We start from the raw sequence: 26,391 nt of genomic DNA, 5'->3' as shown, positions 1-26,391 counted from the left end.
CACTCGGAGACGTGCCACGTGGTGACGGTCGACTCAATCACGATCTGCTTCCCGGCGAGAAGGGCCCCCAGGACGCATGCGGCGTCTTCGGTGTCTGGGCGCCGGGCGAAGAGGTCGCAAAGCTCACGTACTTCGGGCTCTACGCCCTCCAGCATCGGGGCCAGGAATCCGCGGGAATCGCGGTCAGCAACGGCTCCCAGATCCTCGTCTTCAAGGACATGGGCCTGGTCTCCCAGGTCTTCGACGAGACCTCGCTCGGTTCGCTCCAGGGTCACATCGCGGTCGGACACGCCCGCTACTCGACCACCGGCGCCTCCGTGTGGGAGAACGCCCAGCCGACGTTCCGCGCCACCGCGCACGGCTCGATCGCGCTCGGTCACAACGGCAACCTCGTCAACACCGCCCAGCTCGCCGAGATGGTCGCCGACCTGCCCAAGCAGGAAGGCCGCACCCCGCGCGTCGCGGCGACCAACGACACCGACCTGCTCACCGCGCTCCTCGCGGCCCAGGCCGACGAGGACGGCAAGCCCCTGACCATCGAGGAGGCCGCCCACGCGGTCCTCCCCAAGGTGCGCGGCGCCTTCTCCCTCGTCTTCATGGACGAGAACACCCTCTACGCCGCCCGCGACCCGCAGGGCATCCGCCCGCTGGTCCTCGGCCGCCTGGAGCGCGGCTGGGTCGTCGCCTCCGAGTCCGCCGCCCTGGACATCTGCGGCGCGAGCTACGTCCGCGAGATCGAGCCCGGCGAGTTCGTCGCCATCGACGAGAAGGGCCTGCGCTCCTCCCGATTCGCGGAAGCGAAGCCCAAGGGCTGTGTCTTCGAGTACGTCTACCTGGCCCGCCCGGACACCGACATCGCCGGCCGGAACGTGTACCTCTCCCGTGTGGAGATGGGCCGCAAACTGGCCGCGGAGGCCCCCGCCGAGGCCGACCTCGTCATAGCGACCCCGGAGTCCGGCACCCCGGCCGCGATCGGCTACGCGGAGGCCTCCGGCATCCCGTTCGGCGCCGGCCTGGTGAAGAACGCCTATGTGGGCCGTACGTTCATCCAGCCCTCGCAGACCATCCGCCAGCTCGGCATCCGCCTGAAGCTGAACCCCCTGAAGGAAGTCATCAAGGGCAAGCGGCTGGTCGTCGTCGACGACTCCATCGTCCGCGGCAACACCCAGCGGGCCCTGGTCCGCATGCTCCGCGAGGCCGGCGCCGCCGAGGTCCACGTCCGGATCTCCTCGCCGCCCGTGAAGTGGCCCTGCTTCTTCGGCATCGACTTCGCCACCCGCGCCGAGCTGATCGCCAACGGCATGACCATCGACGAGATCGGCACCTCGCTGGGCGCCGACTCCCTGGCGTACATCTCCCTCGACGGCATGATCGAGGCGACCACCATCGCCAAGCCGAACCTCTGCCGCGCCTGCTTCGACGGCGAGTACCCGATGGAGCTGCCCGACCCCGAGCTGCTCGGCAAGCAGCTCCTGGAGACCGAGCTGGCCGCCGGGCCCGCCGGTACGGCCGCAACCGACGCCATCCGTCGCCCGTAGCCGACCGTCCGCATCACCTGCCGTACGACACAAAGGTCAGAGGTTCTCATCGTCATGTCTGACACAACCGGTGCCAGCTACGCGGCCGCGGGCGTAGACATCGAAGCGGGCGACCGCGCCGTCGAACTCATGAAGGAGTGGGTGAGGAAGACGCGGCGCCCCGAGGTCCTCGGCGGCCTCGGCGGCTTCGCCGGCCTCTTCGACGCCTCCGCCCTCAAGAAGTACGAGCGCCCCCTGCTCGCCTCCGCCACCGACGGCGTCGGCACCAAGGTCGACATCGCCCGCCGCCTGGGCGTCTACGACACCATCGGCCACGACCTGGTCGCCATGGTCATGGACGACATCGTGGTGTGCGGCGCCGAGCCGCTGTTCATGACCGACTACATCTGCGTCGGCAAGGTCCACCCCGAGCGGGTCGCCGCGATCGTCAAGGGCATCGCCGAGGGCTGTGTCCTGGCCGGCTGCGCCCTGGTCGGCGGCGAGACCGCCGAGCACCCCGGCCTGCTCGGCGCGGACGACTTCGACGTCGCCGGCGCCGGTACGGGCGTCGTGGAGGCCGACCGGCTGCTGGGCGCCGACCGCATCCGCGAGGGTGACACGGTCATCGCCCTGGCGGCGTCCGGGCTTCACTCGAACGGGTACTCACTCGTCCGGCACGTCCTGCTGGGCGAGGCCGGTCTCGCCCTCGACGCCCACCTGGACGACCTCGGCCGCACCCTCGGCGAGGAACTCCTGGAGCCGACCAAGATCTACTCGCTGGACTGCCTGGCCCTCACCCGCACCACCGAGGTGCACGCCTTCAGCCACATCACCGGCGGCGGCCTGGCGGCCAACCTGGCCCGTGTCGTCCCCGACACCCTGCACGCCACCGTGGACCGTTCCACCTGGGCCCCGGGCGCGATCTTCGACCTGGTCGGCCGGACGGGCCGGGTCGAGCGCCTGGAGCTGGAGAAGACGCTGAACATGGGCGTCGGCATGATGGCGATCGTCCCGCAGGACTCCACCGACGTGGCCCTCGCGACCCTCGCCGACCGCGGCGTGGACGCCTGGGTGGCCGGCGAGATCACCGCGCGCGGCACGCATGACAGCGGAGCCGCCCTGGTCGGCGACTACGCCACGGCCTGAGACGGCACGACGGGAACCGGCCGGTGAGAACCGGCCGGTGACCGAACAGCCTGAACAGTCGAACAGCACAGAAGCCGGCCGGTGGCAGAGGCCACCGACCGGTCAGATGTTCAGTACAAGGTCAAGCGCCGCGACGCTGCGGTGAGGACTGGCCGTCCTCGTCCCCCTCGTCGTCGTCCTCATAGAGGTCGGCGTACCGGGAGTACAGATCGTCGTCGTCCTGCTCATCGTCCTCGAACCGCTCGCCGTTTGGCGGTTGCGGATTCGACGTCGATGCGCCCAGCTCCTCGGCCAGGCGTGAGAGGTCAGTCCCACCGCTGTTGTACTTCAGCTGGCGGGCGACCTTCGTCTGCTTGGCCTTGGCCCGGCCGCGCCCCATGGCTCGACCCCCTCAACGACGGGGCTCGACGGCCCCAGAGTCTTGACACGCGTTCATGGTCCAGAACGGGCTCTCCGCGAAGAGACCGGTCCGTAGGGCTTCCACGGTACCTGAGCCCGCGCCCATACGGTACGTCGCCCGCAGCACGTGCCCCTGACCGCAACCTCCGAGGCGCCCCGTCCTCGCTGGTCAACGGCGATTTTAACCACTTATCGGGCCACGACCCGCCGGAAGAAGTGAGAGTTCTCTCCAACTGCCCCCCGGCGGGTACCGCGGGACCCCTGCGGGCCCTCGTGGATCAGCCCCGGCCGCGGGCCTCCGCCATCCGCTGCTCGGCGATCCGGTCGGCCGCGGCGGCCGGCGGAATCCCGTCTTCCTTCGCACGTGCGAATATGGCCAGCGCGGTGTCGTGGATGCGTGCCGCCTTCGCCTTGCACCGCTCGAAGTCGAAGCCGCGCAGCTCGTCGGCGACCTGGATGACCCCGCCGGCGTTCACCACGTAGTCCGGCGCGTAGAGGATGCCGCGGTCCGCGAGGTCCTTCTCGACGCCGGGGTGGGCGAGCTGGTTGTTGGCCGCGCCGCAGACCACCTTGGCCGTCAGCACCGGCACGCTGTCGTCGTTCAGCGCCCCGCCGAGCGCGCAGGGCGCGTAGATGTCCAGGCCCTCGGTCCGGATCAGCGCGTCGGTGTCGGCGACGGCGCGGACGGCCGGGTGGGCCTCGGTGATCCGCCGTACGGCGTCCTCCCGCACGTCCGTGATCACGATCCGGGCGCCCTCCGCCAGCAGGTGGTCCACCAGGTGCCGGCCGACCTTGCCGACGCCCGCGACGCCGACCGTCCGGTCGCGCAGCGAGGGGTCGCCCCACAGGTGCTGGGCGGCGGCCCGCATGCCCTGGTAGACGCCGAAGGCGGTGAGGACGGAGGAGTCGCCGGCGCCGCCGCGCTCCGGGGACCGGCCGGTGGTCCAGCGGCACTCGCGTGCCACCACGTCCATGTCCGCGACGTACGTGCCGACGTCGCAGGCGGTGACGTACCGGCCGCCGAGCGAGGCGACGAACCGGCCGTAGGCGAGCAGCAGTTCCTCGGTCTTGACCCGCTCCGGGTCACCGATGATCACGGCCTTGCCGCCGCCGTGGTCGAGCCCGGCCATGGCGTTCTTGTACGACATCCCGCGGGCGAGGTTCAGCGCGTCGGCGACGGCCTCGGCCTCGGTGGCGTACGGGTAGAAACGCGTCCCGCCGAGGGCGGGTCCGAGGGCGGTGGAGTGGATGGCGATGACGGCCCTGAGGCCGCTCGCGCGGTCCTGGCAGAGCACGACCTGCTCATGACCGCCCTGGTCCGAGTGGTACAGGGTGTGCAGTACGTCAGCTGAAGCGCCGGATACGTCGGTCACTGTGGTGACTCCTGGGCAAGTAGCGGCGGGTGATGGCCGGCCCCCGCGGGGGTCCCCCACGCTTGTGGCAGAGGGACGGCGGTGGGGGCGTGGGACGAGATTAGAGCCTGCCGGCCCCGCCCGCCGCACCGTGCCGGGGATCACCTCCGCACGGAGTACCCCATGGCACGATTCGGGTGGGTTCCGGCGTCCCCGCGAGGGAGCCCGGCAGGTTTTCCCGGCGGTGCGCGGGGGAGGGAGCAGGCGTGCCCAAGGTGTCCTCGCTGATCGTCCCGTACGCCGCGTACTTGCGCGTGTACGAGCCGCTGGCGGCCTTTCCCGAGCCGGAGCGCGGCCACTGGACCCGCTACGCCCGCCGGACCGACCTGCCCTCGTACCAGGACGAGCTGCGCCGGTCCCTGGCCGACCTGCTGCCGAGCCCGCCGGTGCCGGTCCCGGTGCACGAGAGCGGGGACGCGTTCGTGCTGGAGTCCGACGGCGTGGTCCGCGTCTGCCCCTGGCGGACCCGGCTGCGCGGCTGGCAGGCGCTTCAGGAGCTGCCCGAGGACTTCCCGGAGCCGGTCGTGGACGCCCTGCTGCCCCCGGTCCTGCGCCGCCAGGCGGCCCAGGACTACGAACGCTGGCTGGCGGACCACCCCGACGCCCGCCCCTGGATCCGCACGGCGACCTGGCAGGTGCCGATCAACTGGTTCGTGCTCGTCTCCGACGAGGAGCGGGAGTACGACACGGGCGGCGACCCGCGCGGGGCGGCGCCGGTGCTGCGCTACCGCACGCCGATGGTGCAGGCCCGGCGCCGGGTGGCGCGGGGGCTGCGGGCGCTGCGCGAGGCCATGGACGAGGGGCCGCTGATCGACGGCCTGGTGGACGTGGGCCGCTGGCTGGAGGAGTTCCACCCGCGCTCGGTGGTCGAGCTGGACTACGGGGGCCTGGTGCACACCGTCCCGGCCGGCGCGCTGGAGGACGACCATTCCGCGGCGGACGTGGCCGAGGGCATCGACGCCCTGCGGCACGGCGACGGGGCCGCCGCGGGGGCGGCGTACGGGCGGCTCGTGGAGCGGTGGCGGGCGGTCCGGGACCGGCGGTCGGCGAACTGACGTTTGACGTGACGCCCGTTTTGGGGTTTCGTCACTCGCTCCGGGGGATTCCCGGTTCTTCCCGCTGTCGCCTCGGTGGGGGACGTAAGTCCCGATCCGGGCGTATGACTCAAGCGTGACGGACCGCACGTACACCGCCCTTGCGCCGCTTGCCCCTCCTCGTGCCAAAATAGGACAAGGAGTCCGGGGAGGGCTCCTTCCGTCCTACTGTGGTGCACTGTGGGCGGATTCTCGGCAATGCGTGCTTTGGGGGGTCCCGTGACCCCTGATCGCCGGTGTGACTGATCGTCACACCGGCGTGACTGTCCGCTATGGCATGGTCCATCGGCTTCCGTCGCTGATGGACACCTGGGAGGGCAATTCCATCGGTTTGGCCGACGCGGCTGGACAGATGGTGTAGTTGTAGTGCCGAGGACAAGCCGTTCGTCCTATAACCGACTCGACTCGCGTCCGCCATTTCGGGCAACGCGGGTCAAGGTGCAGAATTTAGAGGAAAGAACCGAGAAGGTTCGGTTCTCCCGAGGAGGCCGCTCATGACCGCTCGCACCCCTGATGCCGAGCCGCTGCTGACCCCCGCCGAGGTCGCGACCATGTTCCGCGTCGACCCGAAGACGGTCACGCGCTGGGCGAAGGCCGGCAAGCTCACGTCGATCCGCACGCTCGGCGGGCACCGCCGTTACCGTGAGGCCGAGGTGCGCGCACTGCTCGCGGGTATTCCGCAGCAGCGCAGCGAGGCCTGAAACACCGCATGACCGGACAGAACGGCAGGTCCCCCAACCCGCCGCGGCGTCCGGAACCCACAGCTCCAAGCGACGCGGGGATCTGCCCCAACAGGCCCCACGCCCACGCCGTTCACAGCTCCACAGGCATCTCAGGCAACTGACAGGGTGCGTCGTCGATCGCGCTGGACTCCGCCGGGTCCAGCGCGATTTTTTTGTGCCCGGTGACAGGTCGTGCGCGCGGTCTGTGCGCGGCCTTGTCGGAGTCTGGGGAGGGCTGCCGGGTCGGCTGTGAAGACCGCCTGGGGGGCAGTGCCCAGGTCGGTACAATTGCACATATTAAATTGACTAGTTGTAGGGGAGGTGTAAGTGCCCCCTTTTCAAAAATGAGTGCGGTGACACCCGTCACACGCCGGGTGGGTTGTTGGCCACGGCACCGGTGCGCTAGAGGAAGGGCCGCTTCCCATCGCCCCCCGCGCGTACGGGTGTTGACGCCGGCGGCGGCTCACGCGTCCTCGGTGGCGCGTCGGCCCTCCGCGGCCTCCTGACGGCCTGTCGGCGGCTGCGGGACGGAATCCATGGCCAGCCGCAGCAGACGGTGGCAGACGGGGCAGTGGCGCGTCAGATGGCCGTAGGAGGACGCGGCCGCCAGGTGCGCGCGGAGCAACGCCCGGGTCTCGTGCCTCGTCGATGCCGCCATGTGCCACCTCCGCCGGCCCGCACGGGAAGGGGCCCCTGCGTCCGGGGTACTCAGCGAAGGTGACGGCGTCAAGACCGGCACGAAAAAGCCCCACGTCATAAGACGTGGGGCTTCATACTGCGGTCCTGACGGGATTTGAACCCGCGGCCTCCACCTTGACAGGGTGGCGAGCACTCCAAACTGCTCCACAGGACCAGGTTTCGCGGCGCTTCACTCGCTCTTGCGCTGCGAGACGAAACTGTACAGGAGGGTGAGCACCCTGGTCGAACTCACCCTCCGTGGAGGCCCCGTCACGGCGCCGCCGCGTCGATCGCCTTCACGATCCGCTTGTCGGAGACCGGGTACGCGGTGCCCAGCGCGTGCGCGAAGTAGCTGACCCGCAGCTCCTCGATCATCCAGCGGATGTCCAGGACCTGGCGCGGCACCGGCCGCCCCCGCGGCAGCTGCTCCAGCAGCCACGCGTACTCGTCCCGCATCTCGTGGACCTTCTCCATGCGGGTGGTGTCCCGCTGGACGTTGGCCGGCATCTGCTGGAGCCGCCGGTCCGCCGCGATCAGGTACCGCATCAGGTCGGGCAGCCGCCGGATGCCTGCCTCCGTCACGAAACCGGGCTTCACGAGGGCGTCCAGCTGCCCGCGCACGTCCTGGAGGTTGGCGAGCAGCGCGGGGCTGCGTACGGCCTTCAGACGGCGTTCGGCGGCGCCCCAGGCGGCGAGCACCTGCTGCACCTGCCCGACCGTGCGGACGGTCGTGTCGACGATCTCCGCGCGGACCTTGTCGTACAGCTTCCGGTAGGACTCCTCGTCCCAGGCCGGACCGCCGAAGTCGGCCATCAGCTTGTCGGCTGCGGCCATCGCGCAGTCGTCGAAGAGGGCCTGGACCGAGCCGTGCGGGTTCGCCGACAGCCCCAGCTTCTGCTGGTTGGTGAGCTTTTCGGACGCGAACTTCGCGGGGTTGACCGGGATGTTGCGCAGGATCAGCCGGCGGGTGCCCTTCCACATCGCCTGCGCCTGCTCGGCCTCGGTGTCGAAGAGGCGGACGGAGACGGTGTCCCCGTCGTCGACCAGCGCCGGGTACGCCTTCACCGGCTGGCCGGCCCGGCGGGTCTCGAAGACACGGGTGAGCGTCCCGATCGTCCAGTCGGTCAGCCCGGTGCGCTCCAGGGACTCGCCGCCCTGCCGCTCGGCCGTCGCTGCGGCGGCCTGCGAGAGGGCCTTGCGCGCCTTGGGCTTGAGCTGGAGCCGGAGCGACTCCAGGTCCTTGGCCTCGGCCAGCTTCCGGCGCCGTTCGTCGACGATCCGGAAGGTGATCTTCAGATGGTCGGGGACCTTGTCCCAGTCGAAGTCCTCGGCCTCGAAGGGCACGCCGACCATGCGCCGCAGCTCCCGCGCCATGGTGGTGGTCAGCGGTTCCTGCAACGGCACCGCCCGCTCCAGGAACTTGCGGGCGTAGTCGGGGGCGGGCACGTAGTTGCGGCGGATCGGCTTCGGCAGGGAGCGGATCAGCTCGGTGACGACCTGGTCCCTCAGGCCCGGGATCTGCCAGTCGAAGCCCTCGTCGGTGACCTGGTTGAGGACCTGGAGCGGGATGTGCACGGTCACGCCGTCCGCGTCCGCGCCCGGCTCGAACTGGTACGTCACCCGGAACTTCAGCGGCCCCTGCCGCCAGGAGTCCGGATAGTCGTCCTTGGTGACCGCGCCGGCCTTCTCGTTGATGAGCATCTCGCGCTCGAAGTCGAGGAAGTCGGGCTGCTCGCGGTGCTTGCGCTTCCACCAGGAGTCGAAGTGCGCGCCGGAGACCACATGGTCGGGGACCCGCTGGTCGTAGAAGTCGTAGAGCGTCTCGTCGTCGACGAGGATGTCCCGGCGCCGGGCGCGGTGCTCCAGTTCCTCGACCTCGGTCAAGAGCCTGCGGTTGTCGGCGAAGAACTTGTGGTGGGTGCGCCAGTCGCCCTCGACCAGCGCGTTGCGGATGAACAGCTCGCGGCTGGCCTCCGGGTCGATCCGGCCGTAGTTCACCTTCCGCTGGGCGACGATCGGGACGCCGTACAGCGTGACCTTCTCGTACGCCATGACGGCGGCCTGGTCCTTCTCCCAGTGCGGTTCGCTGTACGTCCGCTTCAGGAGGTGCCCGGCGAGCGGTTCGACCCACTCGGGCTCGATCCTGGCGTTGACCCGGGCCCAGAGCCGGCTGGTCTCCACCAGCTCCGCCGACATCACGAACCGCGGCGGCTTCTTGAAGAGGGCCGAGCCGGGGAAGATCGCGAACTTGGCGTTGCGGGCGCCCACGTACTCGTTCTTGGCCGTGTTCTTCCCGCCCTCCCGCCCGGCGTCCTTCACGTCCTTCATGCCGACGTGGGAGAGGAGCCCGGCGAGGAGGGACTGGTGGACGCGGTCGCCGGGGGCGTCGTCCTCGTTGAGGTGGATGCCCATCTGCTTGGCGACCGTGCGCAACTGCGTGTAGATGTCCTGCCATTCGCGGATGCGCAGGAAGTTGAGGAACTCCTGCTTGCACATCCGGCGGAAGGAGGAGGAGCCGCGCTCCCTCTGCTGCTCGCGCAGGTACCGCCAGAGGTTGAGGAAGGCGAGGAAGTCACTGCTCTCGTCCTTGAACCGGGCGTGCTGCTGGTCGGCCTGGGTCTGCTTGTCCGACGGCCGCTCGCGCGGGTCCTGGATGGAGAGCGCGGCGGCTATGACCATGACCTCGCGGGCACAGCCGTTCTTGTCGGCCTCCAGGACCATGCGGGCCAGCCGCGGGTCGACGGGGAGCTGCGCCAGCTTGCGCCCGGTCTCGGTGAGCCGCTTGCGCGGGTCCTTCTGCGCCGGGTCGAGGGCGCCCAGCTCCTGGAGGAGCTGCACGCCGTCGCGGATGTTGCGGTGGTCCGGCGGGTCGATGAAGGGGAACTTCTCGATGTCGCCCAGGTCGGCCGCGGTCATCTGGAGGATGACGGAGGCGAGGTTGGTCCGGAGGATCTCGGCGTCGGTGAACTCGGGCCGGGCGAGGAAGTCGTCCTCGCTGTAGAGCCGGATGCAGATGCCGTCGCTGGTCCGTCCGCAGCGGCCCTTGCGCTGGTTGGCGCTGGCCTGCGAGATCGGCTCGATGGGCAGCCGCTGGACCTTGGTGCGGTGGCTGTAGCGGGAGATCCGGGCGAAACCGGGGTCGATCACGTACTTGATGCCGGGGACGGTCAGGGACGTCTCGGCCACGTTGGTCGCCAGCACGATCCTGCGTCCGGTGTGCGGCTGGAAGACGCGGTGCTGCTCGGCGTGCGAGAGCCGCGCGTACAACGGCAGTACCTCGGTGAACCGGTACTTCTTCTTCTCCAGCGCGTCGGCGGTGTCCCGGATCTCCCGCTCCCCGGAGAGGAAGACGAGGATGTCGCCCTTGCCCTCCGCCATCAGCTCCTCGACGGCGTCGGTGATCGCGGTGATCTGGTCCCGGTCGGCGTCCTCGGAGTCCTCCTCCAGCAACGGCCGGTAGCGGACCTCCACCGGATACGTCCGCCCGCTGACCTCGATGATCGGGGCGTCCCCGAAGTGCCGGGAGAAGCGCTCCGGGTCGATGGTCGCGGAGGTGATGACGACCTTGAGGTCGGGCCGCCGGGGCAGGAGCTGCGCCAGGTAGCCCAGCAGGAAGTCGATGTTGAGGGACCGCTCGTGGGCCTCGTCGATGATGATCGTGTCGTAGGCGCGCAGCTCGCGGTCGGTCTGGATCTCGGCGAGCAGGATGCCGTCCGTCATCAGCTTCACGAAGGTGGCGTCCGGGTTCACCTGGTCGGTGAAGCGCACCTTCCAGCCGACGGCCTCGCCGAGCGGCGTGTCCAGCTCGTCGGCGACCCGCTCGGCGACGGTCCGGGCGGCGATCCGGCGGGGCTGGGTGTGCCCGATCATGCCCCGGACGCCGCGGCCGAGGTCGAGGCAGATCTTGGGGATCTGGGTCGTCTTCCCGGACCCGGTCTCACCGGCGACGATGACGACCTGGTGGTCGCGGATGGCGTCGGCGATCTCGTCCCGTTTCTGGCTGACGGGCAGCTGCTCGGGATAGGTGACGACGGGCAGGTGGGCGCGGCGCGTGGCGATGCGCTGTTCGGCCCGGTCGACCTCCGTCTCGATCTCGGCGAGGACGGCGGCGCGGGCCTCCGGCTTGCGGATCTTCCGCGCGCCTTCCAGCCTGCGCCCGAGCCGGTGCGCGTCACGCAGCGACAGCTCGGTCAGACGGGGGGCGAGGGCGCCGAGGGCGGGGGCGGGGTGCGTAGACATACGGACTCCAGGATCTCATCCCGGCGAAAAGAGTGGCGAACGCTTTTGCCGTGCCTCATCCGTTCCGCCCCAGCAGCGCGGTGAGGTCACCGGCCGACCAGTGGCCGGCGGCGCCGGGGCAGGCGGCGACGTACCCGGCGACCGCGGTCAGGTCCCACGCCCCGGCGGACAGCAGCCCGGCGGCCAGGAACCGTACATAGGGGAGGGAGGGCGCGACCCACGGCACGTCGTGCATGCCCCACGGGGCGGTGAAGGTCAGGGCCGGCAGCCCGTCGAGCTGCCCGGCGCAGACCAGCGTCTCGTACCGCCCGCCCCCGAGCACGGCCCGCCCCCGCGTCAGGACGTCCGTCAGGTCGAACCCGTCCCCGCCGGGCTCCCGGTACATCTCCTGGGCGGCGATGTCGGCGAACTGCCCGGCGGTGACGAGGTGCGCCCGCGCCAGCACCCGCCCGTCCGCTCCCGGGTCGTAGAAGGCCCGGCCGCCCTGCCACACCGGTGACCTGGTGGCGAAGTACATCGCCCCGTCCAGCTCGACGGGCAGCGACCGCGCGGGCATCGTCCGGTCCCGGCACCCCGGATACCTCCGCCGGGCCCCGGCCGGCCGGCCGCCCCGGAGGTACGCGGCAAGCCGGCCGAGATGCGTGTTGGACCGTACGACGTGTACCAGACCAGCCCCGGCCGCCGGTCGCCCGGCAGCACGGGGTCGATGCGGCGCGGGGCGGTGACCATGCGGTACACGTACCCACACGAGAGAGCCCCTCTCCCGTAGTGCGGGGAGAGGGGCTCGTGCCCTGGTCGGGGCGGCGGTGGCTGGGGCCGGGGTCGAACCGGCGACCTTCCGCTTTTCAGGCGGACGCTCGTACCAACTGAGCTACCCAGCCACGAGGTTTCACGTGAAACGTGTACCTCAGCGGTCCTGACGGGATTTGAACCCGCGGCCTCCACCTTGACAGGGTGGCGAGCACTCCAAACTGCTCCACAGGACCAAGCGTGTGTACGACAGTGTCGCACACGATCTTGCGTGCCCCCAACGGGATTCGAACCCGTGCTACCGCCTTGAAAGGGCGGCGTCCTAGGCCGCTAGACGATGAGGGCTATCGGCCCGCCTGGGCGCTTCTCAGCGCGTCGGGGACGTGAGAAGCATATGGGATGGCGGGAGCTATCGCCAAAACGGTTTACGGGGAGGGGGTCCCGGCGGTGGGCGAGGGGGAGGCGCCGGGCTGGTTCTCCTTGGGGAGGTGGCGGCTGACCTCGGCCGTGGACAGGCCCAGCCCGCCCAGTTCGATCTCGTCCCACGCCTGGAGGCGGCGGCTGTCCCGGTCGAAGTAGAGGATCGACGCCTGGATCGGGTCGGGGTGCCTGCCCTCGACCGCGCGCAGGCCGCTGCCGCCCGTCGAGCCCTCGATCCGCAGCCGGGTGCCGTACTTCATGACCTCCATCTCCTCGTGGTGTACGTGCCCGGCCAGCACCAGCGGCACCGCGCCGTCCACCTCGCGGGCGGCGGACGGTTCGTGGGCGAGGGCGACGTCCACCGGGGTGCCCGCCGTGCTCTGGTCCCGCAGGGCGGAGGCGAGCCGGGCGCCGGCCAGTTCCTGGGATGCCTCCGCGCCCGGCCGCGCGTCGCGGTCCGGGGTGAACTGCGGGTCGCCGATGCCCGCGAAGCGCAGGCCGGCCACGGTGCGGGCCTTGCCGTCGTCCAGTACGTGGACGTTCTCCATGCCCTCCAGGTGGCGCTGGGTCGCCGTCGAGTCGTGGTTGCCGCGGACCCAGACGTACGGGGCGCCGAGGTCCTCGATCGGGTCCAGGAAGCCGTTCTCCGCGGCCGTGCCGTGGTCCATCGTGTCGCCGGTGTCGACGATCACGTTCACCTCGTACTGCTCCACCAGCGAGGCGATGATCTTCCAGCTCGCCGGGTTGAGGTGGATGTCGGAGACGTGCAGGACGCGGATCGTGCTGGGGTCCGGCTGGTAGGCGGGGAGCGTCGAGGTGGCGTCGTAGAGCTTGGTGACGTTCGTGACCAGGCGGGCCAGTTCCCGCTGGTAGACGTCGAACTCGGTGACGATCGAGCGCGCGTCGCCGACCAGGGAGGGGGCGGAGGAGAGCAGGCCGGAGAACTTCGGCTCCAGGACGGAGTCCGGCTTCCAGGTCGCGTACGCCGTGCCGCCGGAGGCGGCCAGGAGGGCCAGGGCGAGGCCGCCGGCGGCCAGGGCGCGGCGGGGGCGGCGGTAGACGGCGAGGCCGAGCGCGGTGGCGCCGGAGACGACGGCGACGCCGGAGCGCACGGCCAGGTCGAGGGTGCCGCGCGCGACGTCGCCGGTCACCTCGTCCTGGAGGCCGGAGAGGCGTTCCGGGTGGTCGACCAGGGCCTGGGCGCGGCCGGGGTCGAGCTGGTCGACGTTGACGTCCAGGCGGACCGGGGCGACGTGGCTGTCCAGTTCCAGGGCGCCCAGCGGCGAGATGTTGATCTTGGTGCCGCCGGTGAGGGAGGGGCGCAGGGTCATCGTCGTGTTCACGGGGCCGACGGGGGCGCGGACGTCGCCGACGACCAGCAGGCCGAGCCACGCGCCGAGCAGCACGACGACGACCAGGCCCAGGGCGCGGGTCCAGGGGTGCGGCCCGGATATCAGTGCCACGGTCGGGGGCCGGCGGTGGGTGCGGGCGCGGGACGGGCGGCGGAGGCGGCGGACGGCGTGCCGGACTGCGGTGGTGACGCGGGCCATTCGTCGCGTATGCCCATGTCGGCCGGGTGCCATGCGGGCGCGGCGGTGCCCGCGCGGCTGTGTCGTACGCGACAGCCGTACCGGACAATGGGCCTGTGCTGGAGATGACGCGCGAGGAGTTCGAGGAACTGGTCGCCGAGGCGCTGGACCGGATTCCGCCGGAGCTGACGCGGCTGATGGACAACGTCGCGGTGTTCGTGGAGGACGAGCCGCCGGCGGACGATCCCGAGCTGCTCGGCCTCTACGAGGGGACGCCGCTGACCGAGCGGGGGGAGTGGTACGCGGGGGTGCTGCCGGACCGGATCACGGTCTACCGGGGGCCGACGCTGCGGATGTGCGAGACGCGGGAGGACGTGGTCGCGGAGACCGAGGTGACCGTCGTCCACGAGATCGCGCACCACTTCGGCATCGACGACGAGCGGCTGCACGCCCTCGGGTACGGGTGACGGACCCGGTCGGTACGGCGGGGGCGCGTGTCCTCCTGCGGGCGCCGGGAGTTGGGCACGTCGACTCCTTGACGCCCCGGAGGTGGCTGCCCGTGCGCCCCTTGTACGTACCCGTCCGTCTGGCGGCCGCGGTGGTGGCCGTCGCCGCCGCCGCAGGCTGCGTGAGCGTGGGCGAGGGTGAACCGGACGGGAGCGGCGGGCCCCCGCACTCCGCGGCGGAGCGCGGCGTGCCCGGCGGCGGCCCGGCGGCCCCGGGCGCGGGCACCGGGATCGGCGCGGCGGCGGGCGACGGCCGGCCCGGGCACGGCAAGGGCAAGCGCAAGGGCAAGGACCGGGACGGCAAGGACGGCGGGCGCGAGGACGGCAAGGGCGAGGACCGGGGGAAGCGCACGGAGGCCGGCGCGGAGCCGTCGGCGCCGGGCGGCGGCTCCGCCCCCGCGCGCGGCGAGCCGGGCGGCCCGCCGCCGCCGCGGACCGCCGATCCGGAGCCCAGCCGGACGGCCGAACCGGAGCCTGAGCCGACCAGGGAACCGCCGGCCCCCCCGACGCCGGAGCCGACCGTCGCCGAGCCGTCGTCCTCGGCGCACGAGCCGCCCGGCCCGCAGCTGGAGCAGCGGGAACCGGCGCCCCGGGCGGGCGTACCGGCCTGACCGCGTGGACGAAAGGGCTGGTCAGCGTGGGTGTGCGGGGCTCGGTTTGCCTTAGGGGGTGTGGGGTGCGTATGGTGGTAGATCGTTTGATCCCATTTGCCCGGCGCCAACGCAGAGCGCGCCGTGTGGCGCGTACTCTCTCCCTTGCCGTGGTGGACCGCATTGAGGCGGTCGTATTGCGAATCGCGAATCACGGAGTTGACGGGCGCGTGCCGACGAGACTCCGGAAGGTTTCGCATTCGCATGTCCATCGCCAGTACTGATCACGTCGTCGTGCCCGAGAGCACCGAGGACACCACCCCCGAGGCCGTCGAGGTCACCGAGGCTCCCGAGGCCGTCGAGACCGCCGAGGCTCCCGAGGTCACCTTCGCGGGCCTCGGTCTGCCCGAGGGCGTCGTGCGCAAGCTCGCGCAGAACGGCGTGACCTCCCCCTTCCCGATCCAGGCCGCGACCATCCCGGACGCCCTGGCCGGCAAGGACATCCTCGGCCGGGGCCGCACCGGCTCCGGCAAGACCCTCTCCTTCGGTCTGCCGACCCTGGCCACGCTGGCCGGCGGCCGCACCGAGAAGCACAAGCCGCGCGCGGTCATCCTCACCCCGACCCGCGAGCTGGCCATGCAGGTGGCCGACGCGCTCCAGCCGTACGGCGACGTCCTCGGCCTGAAGATGAAGGTCGTCTGCGGCGGCACCTCCATGGGCAACCAGATCTACGCCCTGGAGAAGGGCGTCGACGTCCTCGTCGCCACGCCGGGCCGGCTGCGCGACATCATCAACCGCGGCGCCTGCTCGCTGGAGGACGTGAAGATCACCGTCCTCGACGAGGCCGACCAGATGTCCGACCTGGGCTTCCTGCCCGAGGTCACCGAACTGCTCGACCAGGTCCCCTCGGGCGGTCAGCGCATGCTGTTCTCCGCCACGATGGAGAACGAGATCAAGACCCTCGTCGACCGGTACCTGAAGGACCCGGCCCTCCACGAGGTCGACGCCGCCCAGGGCGCCGTCACCACGATGTCCCACCACATCCTGATCGTGAAGCCCAAGGACAAGGCGCCGGTCACCGCGGCCATCGCCTCCCGCAAGGGCCGCACCATCATCTTCGTCCGCACCCAGCTCGGCGCCGACCGCGTCGCCGAGCAGCTGCGGGACGCCGGGGTGAAGGCCGACGCGCTGCACGGCGGCATGACCCAGGGCGCCCGCACCCGCACGCTGGCCGACTTCAAGGACGGGTACGTCAACGTCCTGGTCGCCACCGACGTCGCCGCGCGCGGCATCCACGTCGACGGCATCGACCTGGTCCTCAACGTGGACCCGGCCGGCGACCACAAGGACTACCTGCACCGGGCCGGCCGCACCGCCCGCGCGGGCCGCACCGGCACGGTCGTCTCCCTCTCCCTGCCCCACCAGCGGCGGCAGATCTTCCGGCTGATGGAGGACGCGGGCGTCGACGCCACGCGCCACATCATCCAGGGCGGCACCGCGTTCGACCCGGAGGTCGCCGACATCACCGGCGCCCGGTCGATGACCGAGGTCCAGGCCGAGTCGGCGGGCAACGCCGCCCAGCAGGCCGAGCGCGAGGTGGCGGCGCTCACCAAGGAGCTGGAGCGGGCCCAGCGCCGCGCGACCGAGCTGCGCGAGGAGGCGGACCGGCTGGTCGCCCGGGTCGCCCGCGAGCGCGGCGAGGACCCGGCGGCGGCGATCGCCGAGGCGACGGCCACGGCCGGGGCCGAGGAGACGGCGGGGACGGCCGGGACGGCCGGGACGGCCGGGACGGCCGAGGTCAGCCTGCCGGAGCAGCCGGCGGCGCGGGACGTGGAGCGGACCGAGCGTACGGACCGCACCGAGCGGGCCGAGCGCACCGAGTCGCACTCGGCGCCGTACGAGCGGCGTGAGCGGCGCGACGACCGGGGTGACCGTGGTGGCTTCCGTCGTGACGACCGCCGGGACGACCGTGGCGGCCGTTCCTTCGACCGCCGGGACGACCGTGGTGGCGACCGTGGCGGCTTCCGCCGTGACGACCGCTCCTTCGACCGCCGGGACGACCGTGGTGGCGACCGTGGCGGCTTCCGCCGCGACGACCGGGGTGACCGTGGTGGTGACCGTGGTGGCTTCCGTCGTGACGACCGCCGGGACGACCGTGGCGGCCGTTCCTTCGACCGCCGCGACGACCGGGGCGGCGACCGTGGCGGCTTCCGCCGCGACGACCGCTCCTTCGACCGCCGGGACGACCGCGGTGGGCGTACCTTCGAGCGCCGTGACGACCGTGGCGGCTTCCGCCGCGACGACCGCCGGGACGACCGCCGCGACGGTGACCGTGGCGGCGACCGGGGTGGCCGTACCTTCGAGCGCCGTGACGACCGTGGCGGCTTCCGCCGTGACGACCGCGCCGGTCACACCGGCCACCGGGGCAGCGACCGCCCGTTCAACCGTGACCGCCAGGGCGACCGCCCCGGTTACCGCTCGGGCGGTACCGACCGGCCCTTCGGCCGCCGGGACGACCACCGTGGTGGTTCCTTCGGCCGCCGCGAGGACAAGCCGCGCTGGAAGCGCAACGGCTGACCCCGCCCGCAGCGCCTGAGTGAACGCCGTGGCCCCCACCGACACCGGTGGGGGCCACGGCGTTTCGTACGCGTGTCCCGTCTCCCTGTGGGGCATGTCACCCTCGATGGCTGGGAATCGCTGGGGACATGACAGATGACGCCAGAGCGAACGGCCCGGCCGGCCCGACCGCACCGCAGTCCGACGAGGAACGGCTGGCTCAGCTCGGCTACACCCAGGTCCTGGCCCGGCGCATGTCGGCGTTCTCCAACTACGCGGTCTCCTTCACGATCATCTCGGTCCTCTCCGGCTGCCTGACCCTCTACCTCTTCGGCATGAACACCGGCGGCCCCGCCGTCATCACCTGGGGCTGGGTCGGCGTCGGTCTGATGACCCTGCTCGTGGGCCTGGCGATGGCCGAGATCTGCTCGGCGTACCCGACCTCGGCGGGGCTGTACTTCTGGGCCCACCGCCTCGCGCCCCCGCGCTCGGCCGCCGCCTGGGCGTGGTTCACCGGCTGGTTCAACGTGCTCGGCCAGGTCGCGGTGACCGCGGGCATCGACTTCGGCGCGGCCTCGTTCCTCGGGGCGTACCTCAACCTCCAGTTCGGCTTCGGGGTCACCCCCGGCCGCACGATGCTCCTCTTCGCCGCCATCCTGATCCTGCACGGCCTGCTGAACACCTTCGGCGTCCGGGTCGTCGGCCTGCTCAACAGCGTCAGCGTGTGGTGGCACGTGGCCGGCGTGGCGGTGATCGTCGGCGCGCTCACCTTCACCCCGGACCGCCATCGGCCGGCGTCCTTCGTCTTCGGCGAGTTCGTCAACAACACCGGCTGGAGCAGCGGCCCGTACGTCGTCCTCCTCGGCCTGCTGATGGCCCAGTACACCTTCACCGGCTACGACGCCTCCGCCCACATGACGGAGGAGACCCGGGACGCGGCCACCGCCGGCCCCAAGGGCATCGTCCGCTCCATCTGGACGTCCTGGATCGCGGGCTTCGTCCTCCTCCTCGGCTTCACCTTCGCCATCCAGTCCTACGAGGGCGCCCTGACCTCCCCGACCGGCGTGCCGCCCGCGCAGATCCTCCTCGACGCCCTCGGCGCCACGGCGGGCGAACTGCTCCTCCTGGTCGTCATCGGGGCGCAGTTGTTCTGCGGGATGGCCTCGGTGACGGCCAACAGCCGCATGATCTACGCCTTCTCCCGGGACGGCGCGCTGCCCTTCTCGTCCGTGTGGCACACCGTCAGCCCCCGCACCCGGACCCCGGTGGCGGCCGTCTGGCTCGCCGCGCTGGCGGCCCTCGCGCTCGGCCTGCCGTACCTGATCAACGTCACGGCGTACGCGGCGGTGACCTCGATCGCCGTCATCGGCCTCTACATCGCCTACGTCGTCCCGACCCTGCTGCGGGTGCGCAAGGGCGCCGCCTTCGAGCGGGGGCCGTGGCACCTGGGGCGCTGGTCGCGGGCGGTCGGCGTGGCGGCGGTGGCCTGGGTCGCCGTCATCACGGTCCTCTTCATGCTGCCCCAGGTCTCCCCGGTCACCTGGGAGACCTTCAACTACGCCCCGGTCGCCGTCCTGGTCGTCCTCGGCTTCGCGGCGACCTGGTGGCTGGCCTCGGCCCGCCACTGGTTCCTCAACCCGGCCCACCCCCGCACCCGGGCCAGGACAGCGGCCCACGCCGGCGCCCCCGAGCCGGTCGATCCCTGACAACTCCCCCCGCGGCAGGCCCCCGACGCGGCCGTGTCCCCGATACCCGATCGGTTCCACGGCCACGTGGGGCTATGCTCGTGGGGGCGACATCGCCCTGGGCCCTTAGCTCAATTGGCAGAGCAGTGGACTTTTAATCCATTGGTTGTGGGTTCGAGTCCCACAGGGCCTACCGCGCGACCCCTGGTCAGAAGCTGTCCGACCGGGGGTCGAAGTCTGTCCGAGGCCCTGCGCGCCCCGCTGCTCCTCCCCGCCGGACTCGCCCCCGCTGCTCCTCCCCCGGACTGGGAGGGGCGTCGCCGCTGGGGGGTGCCGCCCACGGCGACGCGGCCAAGGAGCTCCTCCGGAAGGCTCGCTCCTTCTCGGGGGCGGGGCGCCTCGGGGGGCGGGGCGCCTCGGGGTGACGGGTCTCGTGTCTCGGGTCGAGCGAATAGCTGTGTTCGCCGGATCAGGTTTAGGCGGAACGCGCTCGCAGGTTTTCTGCCTCAATAAATGAGGCGGGATTTTCCCTCGCGCGTCGGGGGGCGGGGCGTGCTACTGTCGTTCTCAGTTGCAGTTGTGGTTCCCAAACTTTCCGGTTTTTCCGGATGGGGTGATCATCGCGGCGACACGGTGTCCGCACGGTGCGGTCCCGATGCACTGCCCCAAAGGAGAAATAACATGGCTGCTGGTACCGTGAAGTGGTTCAACGCGGAAAAGGGCTTCGGCTTCATCGAGCAGGACGGTGGCGGCCCGGACGTGTTCGCGCACTACTCGAACATCTCCGCCCAGGGCTTCCGCGAGCTGCTCGAGGGCCAGAAGGTCAACTTCGACATCGCGCAGGGCCAGAAGGGCCCGACGGCCGAGAACATCGTTCTCGTCTGATCTGACGCGTACTTCGTAGCTGGGGCCCGCATCCTTCGGGGTGCGGGCCCCAGCTGCTTGCGTTTTCGGGGCTGCGGGGACCGCAGGATCGCGTCTCCGCGCCACTCTTTTCTTCAGCGTCCGTGCTTGCTGTGTGCCACGCCTCATTTCCCGTCGTGGTGCCCGCCGGTCGCTTTCGCTTTTGTATTCCATCGGCCCAGTCCGGCGATTTCATGCGGCTCATCGCTGCGGGAATTCCTTGATATGTGCCGCATCGAGGAAGGTTCCGCATGAACCGCACACGTACGAACGACCGTTACGCCCGCACCCGGAGTGCCGCCGGTACCGGCGGGTCCTGGCGGGGCGGTGGCCGGCCCGCCGCCGCCCGGGGCCGTCGGCCCGCCGCCGTCCAGGGCGAGTTCGCCCTCCCCACGACGGTCACCCCCGCGCTGCCCGCCGTGGCGGCCTTCGCCGACCTCGGCATGCCCGGGGAACTGCTGGCCGCGCTCGGCACGGAGGGCGTCACCGTCCCCTTCCCCATCCAGGCCGCGACCCTGCCGAACTCCCTGGCCGGCCGGGACGTCCTCGGCCGGGGCCGCACCGGCTCCGGCAAGACCCTCGCCTTCGGGCTGGCGCTGCTGGCCCGTACGGCCGGACAGCGCGCCGAGGCCAGGCAGCCGCTCGGGCTGATCCTCGTACCCACCCGGGAACTGGCGCAGCAGGTCACCGACGCGCTCACCCCGTACGCCCGTGCCGTGCGGCTGCGGCTGGTCACGGTGGTGGGCGGGATGTCGATCGGCCGGCAGGCCTCCGCGCTGCGCGGCGGCGCGGAGATCGTCGTCGCCACCCCGGGACGGCTCAAGGACCTCATCGACCGCGGCGACTGCCGGCTCGACCAGGTCGCCGTCACCGTGCTGGACGAGGCCGACCAGATGGCCGACATGGGCTTCATGCCGCAGGTCACCGCCCTGCTCGACCAGGTGCGCCCCGAGGGCCAGCGGATGCTGTTCTCCGCCACCCTCGACCGCAACGTCGACCTGCTCGTGCGCCGCTACCTCAGCGACCCGGTCGTGCACTCCGTCGACCCCTCGGCCGGTGCCGTCACCACGATGGAGCACCACGTGCTGCACGTCCACGGCGCCGACAAGCACTCGGCCACCACCGAGATCGCCGCCCGCGACGGCCGCGTGATCATGTTCCTCGACACCAAGCACGCCGTCGACCGCCTCACCGACCACCTGCTCAACAGCGGCGTGCGGGCCGCCGCCCTGCACGGCGGGAAGTCGCAGCCGCAGCGGACCCGGACACTGACCCAGTTCAAGTCCGGTCACGTCAACGTGCTGGTCGCGACCAACGTCGCCGCGCGCGGCATCCACGTCGACCACCTCGACCTCGTCGTCAACGTCGACCCGCCGACCGACCACAAGGACTACCTCCACCGCGGCGGCCGGACCGCCCGCGCCGGCGAGTCCGGCAGCGTCGTCACCCTGGTCACCCCCAACCAGCGCCGCGACATGACCCGCCTCATGGCGGCGGCCGGCATCGTCCCGCAGACCACCCAGGTCCGGGCCGGTGACGCCGAACTGCACCGCATCACCGGGGCCCAGGCCCCGTCCGGCGTCCCGGTCGTCATCGCCGCGCCGGTGGTCGAACGCCCCAAGAAGCGCGCCGGCACCTCGCGCGGCCGGCGCCGCCGCCCCGCCTCGGCGGCCGGCCGCGGGCCCGTACGGCAGTCCTCCTCCGGTGCGGCGGCGTAGCGCCCGCGTGCCAGTGACCCGACAGGCCGCCGCCCCGACGCCCGCAGGAGGCACCCCATGACGCCGTCACCGACGCCACCGACGCAGCCCCGGACCCGCGGGGCGGACCCGGCCGGGCCGCGGGTCTGGCTCACCATGACCGTCGAGGTGGCGCTCTCCGTCATGGCCGCCGCCCGCGCCGCCCACCTCGTCGTCTGCGACGAGGACGGCCTCCGCGTCGGCCTGGTCACCCGGGCCCGGCTCACGGCCGTCCGGGACGGCGCCGGCTACACGGACCGCGTCCGGCTGAGCGATCTCACCGACGGCCACGGCCCCTTCGTCCTCTCCCGCTGAACCGTCTTCCCCCTCTCCCTGTGAGGCGTCATGCGCTGTGTCATCGCCCGTTTCCCGTTCGAACTGACCAAGAGCGGCGTGCTGGAAACGATGAAGGGCGTCAAGCCCGAGCCGGTCACCGGTGAGTCCGTGATCATCGGACGGCGGCACTACCCCGTCAAGCAGGTCGGCCAGGTCCTCACCCGTCAGGACCGCCGCGACTTCAGCGCCGCCGAAGTGGTCCGCGCCATGGTCCGGCTCGGCTTCACCTGCCGCACCGCCCTCCCCGCGGCGGAGCCCGCGCCCGCGCCTGCCCAGAGCCCGCTCCAGCGGGCCTCCCTGCTGCTCGGCGCGCCCCTGCCCGCCTGACCGACCCCGCCGGCACCGCCGGACGACCACCACGAGGACCCCGCCCGGCACCCCGCCGGGCGGGGTCCTCGTCGTCGTAGATCCGCGGATACGGATACCTCATCGCCGCGTGCGCCAAAATCTGTGATCGCCGCAGTAGACATTTGGTTCCGCAGTCTCTATCGTTTCTCTTGTAGCCGAGATCAAGTGAAGCCCGGCAGACACGAACTGCCGGGCAGCAGTACCCCGCATGACGGTGCGGCCGTGGAGTCTCGAAGCCAGGGTTGTCGTACGACGGTGACGAGGCTGACGGCCGGACCGGGTGGCCCGAGGTGATGAGGGGCCGCCGTCGGCAGGACCACGTGAAAGAGAACGGTTCGGAGGAAGAAACGGAGGAGTCGAGCGCCATCAGGATCGCCTGGGCCGCATGCATGAGCCCGGGTACCGCAGGACATCGATAGGCAGGTGGTCTCCGGTCACGCATCCGCGATCCCCGCACCCCCGTCGCAGTACCGGGCGGCCGTGCGGACACAGAAGGCCGGCGCCTCGACAGGGCCGGTAGATGGTGTTGCAGTTCCTTCGGGGCCTTGGTGCCGCATGGCACCAAGGCCCCTCGACGCGTGCGTTTCCCCGGTCCTCCAGTTCCCCGTGTCCCGACCCGAGCCCCTGGTCCCAGAGAGGTGAGATGACAGCAGACGAGTCGCTGGGCCGTCTCGACGACGACGACTACCCCGCCTACACGATGGGCCGGGCCGCCGAGATGCTCGGCACCACCCCCGGTTTCCTCCGCGCCCTCGGCGACGCCCGGCTGATCACGCCGCTGCGCTCCGAGGGCGGTCACCGCCGCTACTCCCGCTACCAGCTGCGCATCGCGGCCCGCGCCCGCGAACTGGTCGACCAGGGCACCCCGATCGAGGCCGCGTGCCGGATCATCGTCCTGGAGGACCAGTTGGAGGAGGCCCGCCGGATGAACGACGAGTACCGCCGGACCTACGGGGCGTCCAGCCCGACCCCGGCGATGTGAGGCGGACGGGCCGGCCGGCACCGCTCCCGTAGCGTTGCCCTGCCCGCCCGACCCGCCTCCCCTGGAGCCCGCCCATGCCCCACCCCCATGTCCTCCTCTCCGCGGCCGTCTCCCTCGACGGCTGCCTGGACGACACGGGACCCGAACGGCTGCTGCTCTCCTCCCCGGCCGACTTCGACCGGGTCGACGCGGTACGCGCGTCCGCCGACGCGATCCTCGTCGGAGCCGGCACGATCCGCGCCGACAACCCCCGGCTGCTGGTCAGGTCGGCCGAGCGGCGGGCCGCGCGGATCGCCGCCGGGCGGCCGGAGTTCCCGCTGAAGGCCGTCGTCAGCGGGACCGGCGACCTGGACCCGGCCGCCGCCTTCTGGCACACCGGCGGGCAGAAGGTCCTGTTCACCACCGACCAGGGGGCCGGACGCGCCCGCGCCCGCGCCCTCGCCGCCGACATCGTGCCGCTCGGCCCCGCGCTGGACTGGGACCGCACCCTGGAGTGCCTGTACGGGCGGTACGGCGTACGGCGGCTCATGGTCGAGGGCGGCGGCAGCGTCCACACCCAGTTGCTGCGCGACGGCCTCGCCGACGAACTCCAGCTCGTCGTCGCCCCGGTGCTCGTCGGCGACCCGGCCGCGCCCCGCCTCTTCGGCCCCGGCGCCTACCAGCGCGGCCGCCTGCGACTGGTGGAGACCCGGCGGATCGAGGACGTCGTGCTGACCCGCTACGAGCCCACCGCGCCCGGCACCGGCGACCGGGCCGCCGCCGCCGACCGGCACTGGCTGGCCCTCGCCTGCGAACTGGCCGAACGGTGCCCGCCCTCGGCGACGGCGTTCAGCGTCGGCGCGGTCGTGGTCGCCGCCGACGGCACGGAGCTGGCGCGCGGCCACTCCCGGGAGGGCACGGACCCCGTCGCGCACGCCGAGGAGGCCGCCCTCGCCAAGATCGACCCGACCGACCCGAGGCTGGCCGGCGCCACCGTCTACAGCAGCCTGGAACCCTGCGCCCGCCGCGCCTCCCGGCCCGCGCCCTGCGCCCGGCTGATCCTCGACGCCGGGGTCCGCCGGGTGGTCACCGCCTGGCGGGAGCCCGACACCTTCGTCCCCGGCGCGGACGGCAGCGGAGTGCTCACCGCGGGCGGGGCCGCGGTCGTCGTCCTGCCGGAGTACGAGGAGCGGGCCAAGGCGCCCAACCGCCACCTGCCCGGCTGACCGCGCGGCGGGGGACGCGGACGGGGCCGATCGGCCCAACCCGCCCTGCGGCCCGCCGCCTCCCCGGGCACGCTGCCAGTGATCGACGCGACAGTGCTCGACGCGACGCGGAGGTGGGCATGAGGGCAGTGCGCAGGCGGGCGGCGGCGCTGCTGGCGGCGGTGCTGCTGGCGGGAACGGCCGGCGCGTGCGGCCAGGAGTCCGGGCGGGTGCGGGCGGCGGCGCTGCCCGCCGACGCGGAGTTCACCCACCCCGGCGTGCTCGTCAGCGCGGCCCAACTGAAGACCGTACGGGAGAACACCACCGCCGGGCGGCAGCCATGGCTCTCGTCGTACCTGACCATGCGGGACAGCCCCTACGGGTCGTACCGGTACCGGGCGCGGCCCTACGCGACGGTCCACTGCCCAGGCGGCCAGGCGGCCGGGCGGGGCTGCGAGGAGGAGCGGCGGGACGCCATCGCCGCCTACACCCAGGCCCTGCTGTTCGGCGTCACCGGCAAGCGGCAGCACGCCGTCAAGGCCCGGCAGATCATGGACGCCTGGTCGGCGAGGCTCACCCGGCACACCGGGGAGAACGCCGGGCTCCAGGCCGGGTGGACCGCGTCGACCTGGGCACGGGCCGCGGAACTCGTCCGGCACACCCCGGACGCGGGCTGGCCCGAGAAGCGCGTACGGCGCTTCGCGCACATGCTGCGCACCGCGCACCTGCCCCGGCTGGCGGAGCGGACCCCCGACCACAACGGCAACTGGGACCTCGTCGTCACCGACGGGGCGATCTCCGCCGCCGTCTTCCTCGACGACCGCACGGCCTTCGACCGGGCCCTGCGCCGCTTCCGGGACCGCGTGCCCGCCTACTTCTACCTGCGCGAGGACGGCAAGCTGCCGTTCACCCCGGCCGGCAGCAGCATCGCCACCCGGCAGCGGCTGCTGACGTACTGGCACGGGCAGCGGACGTTCCGGGACGGCGTCGCCCAGGAGACCTGCCGGGGGCTCGCGCACGTCGGCCACTCCATCGCCGCCACCGCCCACATCGCCGAGACCGCCTGGCACCAGGGCGTGGATCTGTACGGCGAGGTCAAGGACCGGCTGACGGCCGCGCTCGCCCTGCACGCCCGCGGGCAGCAGGCCGGCGGCACCCCGCGGTGGCTGTGCGGCGGCAAGGTCGAGGGGAAGCTGGGACCGGACCTGGAGGTCGCGCTCAACCACCTGGAGAACCGGCTCGGCGGTTCCGTCCCCGCCGCGCACCGGCTCGCCGTCCGCACCCGCCCGGCCGGCACCGACGACCTCTTCGTCTCCTGGGAGACCCTCACCCACGCGGAGAATCCCGGGGACTGACCCGGCCCCGGGAAACCCGTGTGCCCAGCGGTCCGGACATGACGTACACTGGACACACAACGACGCGGGGTGGAGCAGCTCGGTAGCTCGCTGGGCTCATAACCCAGAGGTCGCAGGTTCAAATCCTGTCCCCGCTACTGAAGACCGAGGGCCGGAATCCGAAAGGGTTCCGGCCCTCGGTGTTTCCCGGCCCGGCGCCCCCGCGTCATCCGATCGGCCCGCCCCCGCTCGCCGCCCGTCCCCGTTCCGGGAACCCTGGACGGACGGGACGGGACGAAAGCAACGCGGACGCGCATGGCTGGCG

21 protein-coding genes and 6 tRNA genes are annotated in these 26,391 nt (G+C 72.0%); 17 read left to right on the top strand and 10 right to left on the bottom strand.

Annotation, left to right across the window (positions count from 1 at the left end; translation table 11 throughout):
- Positions 1-11: 11 nt before the first annotated feature.
- Positions 12-1,538 (top strand): amidophosphoribosyltransferase, encoded by a 1,527-nt coding sequence (gene purF, locus Sdagh_RS20535; protein WP_189417124.1) that lies wholly within the window; start codon positions 12-14, stop codon positions 1,536-1,538.
- A gap of 54 nt (positions 1,539-1,592) precedes the next feature.
- A complete protein-coding gene (purM, locus tag Sdagh_RS20530; RefSeq protein WP_189417128.1) occupies positions 1,593-2,663 on the top strand; it encodes a phosphoribosylformylglycinamidine cyclo-ligase in 1,071 nt (356 codons plus the stop codon).
- 121 nt (positions 2,664-2,784) lie between these two features.
- Here the strand turns inward: purM and Sdagh_RS20525 are convergent, their stop codons facing one another.
- Both Sdagh_RS20525 and Sdagh_RS20520 read right to left on the bottom strand, forming a co-directional pair.
- Positions 2,785-3,042, bottom strand: coding sequence for a DUF3073 domain-containing protein (locus tag Sdagh_RS20525; protein ID WP_189417130.1), 258 nt, complete (start codon positions 3,040-3,042; stop codon positions 2,785-2,787).
- A gap of 298 nt (positions 3,043-3,340) precedes the next feature.
- The gene (locus Sdagh_RS20520) at positions 3,341-4,435 is read right to left on the bottom strand and encodes a Leu/Phe/Val dehydrogenase (RefSeq protein ID WP_190076883.1); all 1,095 of its coding nucleotides are present in this window, start codon (positions 4,433-4,435) and stop codon (positions 3,341-3,343) included.
- Positions 4,436-4,680: 245 nt separating this feature from the next.
- On the opposite strand from Sdagh_RS20520, the gene Sdagh_RS20515 reads away from it, so the two are divergent.
- Together Sdagh_RS20515 and bldC are read left to right on the top strand one after the other, a co-directional pair.
- A complete protein-coding gene (locus Sdagh_RS20515) occupies positions 4,681-5,529 on the top strand; it encodes a DUF8083 family protein (protein WP_189417134.1) in 849 nt (282 codons plus the stop codon).
- Between the two features lie 533 nt (positions 5,530-6,062).
- The gene (gene bldC / locus Sdagh_RS20510) at positions 6,063-6,269 is read left to right on the top strand and encodes a developmental transcriptional regulator BldC (RefSeq protein WP_003949541.1); all 207 of its coding nucleotides are present in this window, start codon (positions 6,063-6,065) and stop codon (positions 6,267-6,269) included.
- Between the two features lie 484 nt (positions 6,270-6,753).
- On the opposite strand, the gene Sdagh_RS20505 is transcribed toward bldC, so the two are convergent.
- The 8 genes from Sdagh_RS20505 to Sdagh_RS20470 all read right to left on the bottom strand — a co-directional run bounded on the left by Sdagh_RS20505 (position 6,754) and on the right by Sdagh_RS20470 (position 13,927).
- Positions 6,754-6,948, bottom strand: a complete 195-nt coding sequence (locus tag Sdagh_RS20505) for a DUF6274 family protein (protein ID WP_189417136.1) — start codon at positions 6,946-6,948, stop codon at positions 6,754-6,756.
- 120 nt (positions 6,949-7,068) lie between these two features.
- Positions 7,069-7,143, bottom strand: a tRNA-Asp gene (locus Sdagh_RS20500).
- 95 nt (positions 7,144-7,238) lie between these two features.
- Positions 7,239-11,207 (bottom strand): ATP-dependent RNA helicase HrpA, encoded by a 3,969-nt coding sequence (gene hrpA / locus Sdagh_RS20495; protein ID WP_189417138.1) that lies wholly within the window; start codon positions 11,205-11,207, stop codon positions 7,239-7,241.
- A 55-nt stretch (positions 11,208-11,262) separates the two neighbouring features.
- Positions 11,263-11,763 (bottom strand): histone deacetylase, encoded by a 501-nt coding sequence (locus Sdagh_RS20490; protein WP_372478458.1) that lies wholly within the window; start codon positions 11,761-11,763, stop codon positions 11,263-11,265.
- A 251-nt stretch (positions 11,764-12,014) separates the two neighbouring features.
- Positions 12,015-12,088: transfer RNA gene (locus tag Sdagh_RS20485), tRNA-Phe, on the bottom strand.
- 30 nt (positions 12,089-12,118) lie between these two features.
- Positions 12,119-12,193 (bottom strand) — tRNA-Asp (locus Sdagh_RS20480).
- A 36-nt stretch (positions 12,194-12,229) separates the two neighbouring features.
- Positions 12,230-12,302 (bottom strand) — tRNA-Glu (locus Sdagh_RS20475).
- 80 nt (positions 12,303-12,382) lie between these two features.
- Positions 12,383-13,927, bottom strand: coding sequence for a metallophosphoesterase family protein (locus Sdagh_RS20470; protein WP_190076882.1), 1,545 nt, complete (start codon positions 13,925-13,927; stop codon positions 12,383-12,385).
- A gap of 95 nt (positions 13,928-14,022) precedes the next feature.
- Between Sdagh_RS20470 and Sdagh_RS20465 the strand changes: the two genes are divergently transcribed.
- The 13 genes from Sdagh_RS20465 to Sdagh_RS20405 all read left to right on the top strand — a co-directional run bounded on the left by Sdagh_RS20465 (position 14,023) and on the right by Sdagh_RS20405 (position 26,224).
- Entirely contained in the window at positions 14,023-14,373 is a 351-nt protein-coding gene (locus Sdagh_RS20465) for a metallopeptidase family protein (RefSeq protein ID WP_189417147.1), read from the top strand.
- A 92-nt stretch (positions 14,374-14,465) separates the two neighbouring features.
- A complete protein-coding gene (locus tag Sdagh_RS20460; protein ID WP_190076881.1) occupies positions 14,466-15,023 on the top strand; it encodes a hypothetical protein in 558 nt (185 codons plus the stop codon).
- Positions 15,024-15,266: 243 nt separating this feature from the next.
- Complete coding sequence (locus tag Sdagh_RS20455) at positions 15,267-17,579, top strand: DEAD/DEAH box helicase (protein WP_190076880.1); 2,313 nt, start codon at positions 15,267-15,269, stop codon at positions 17,577-17,579.
- A gap of 128 nt (positions 17,580-17,707) precedes the next feature.
- Positions 17,708-19,264, top strand: a complete 1,557-nt coding sequence (locus Sdagh_RS20450) for an amino acid permease (RefSeq protein ID WP_189417155.1) — start codon at positions 17,708-17,710, stop codon at positions 19,262-19,264.
- A 99-nt stretch (positions 19,265-19,363) separates the two neighbouring features.
- Positions 19,364-19,436: transfer RNA gene (locus Sdagh_RS20445), tRNA-Lys, on the top strand.
- Between the two features lie 488 nt (positions 19,437-19,924).
- The gene (locus Sdagh_RS20440) at positions 19,925-20,128 is read left to right on the top strand and encodes a cold-shock protein (protein ID WP_164320284.1); all 204 of its coding nucleotides are present in this window, start codon (positions 19,925-19,927) and stop codon (positions 20,126-20,128) included.
- A 269-nt stretch (positions 20,129-20,397) separates the two neighbouring features.
- Entirely contained in the window at positions 20,398-21,864 is a 1,467-nt protein-coding gene (locus Sdagh_RS20435; RefSeq protein WP_189417158.1) for a DEAD/DEAH box helicase, read from the top strand.
- Positions 21,865-21,921: 57 nt separating this feature from the next.
- Positions 21,922-22,197 (top strand): CBS domain-containing protein, encoded by a 276-nt coding sequence (locus Sdagh_RS20430; protein ID WP_189417160.1) that lies wholly within the window; start codon positions 21,922-21,924, stop codon positions 22,195-22,197.
- 30 nt (positions 22,198-22,227) lie between these two features.
- Positions 22,228-22,545, top strand: a complete 318-nt coding sequence (locus Sdagh_RS20425) for an SCO5918 family protein (RefSeq protein ID WP_189417162.1) — start codon at positions 22,228-22,230, stop codon at positions 22,543-22,545.
- A 664-nt stretch (positions 22,546-23,209) separates the two neighbouring features.
- Entirely contained in the window at positions 23,210-23,548 is a 339-nt protein-coding gene (locus Sdagh_RS20420) for a helix-turn-helix domain-containing protein (RefSeq protein WP_189417164.1), read from the top strand.
- Positions 23,549-23,622: 74 nt separating this feature from the next.
- Entirely contained in the window at positions 23,623-24,753 is a 1,131-nt protein-coding gene (locus tag Sdagh_RS20415; RefSeq protein WP_189417166.1) for a dihydrofolate reductase family protein, read from the top strand.
- Positions 24,754-24,872: 119 nt separating this feature from the next.
- Positions 24,873-26,087, top strand: a complete 1,215-nt coding sequence (locus tag Sdagh_RS20410) for an alginate lyase family protein (protein WP_190076879.1) — start codon at positions 24,873-24,875, stop codon at positions 26,085-26,087.
- A gap of 63 nt (positions 26,088-26,150) precedes the next feature.
- Positions 26,151-26,224 (top strand) — tRNA-Met (locus tag Sdagh_RS20405).
- Positions 26,225-26,391 lie beyond the last annotated feature (167 nt).

The sequence above is a fragment of the Streptomyces daghestanicus genome, from assembly GCF_020521275.1.
Classification (GTDB): Bacteria; Actinomycetota; Actinomycetes; order Streptomycetales; family Streptomycetaceae; genus Streptomyces; species Streptomyces griseoviridis.
Note: the sequence above shows the minus strand (reverse complement) of the source record. Positions and strands in the feature narration are given on the sequence as shown.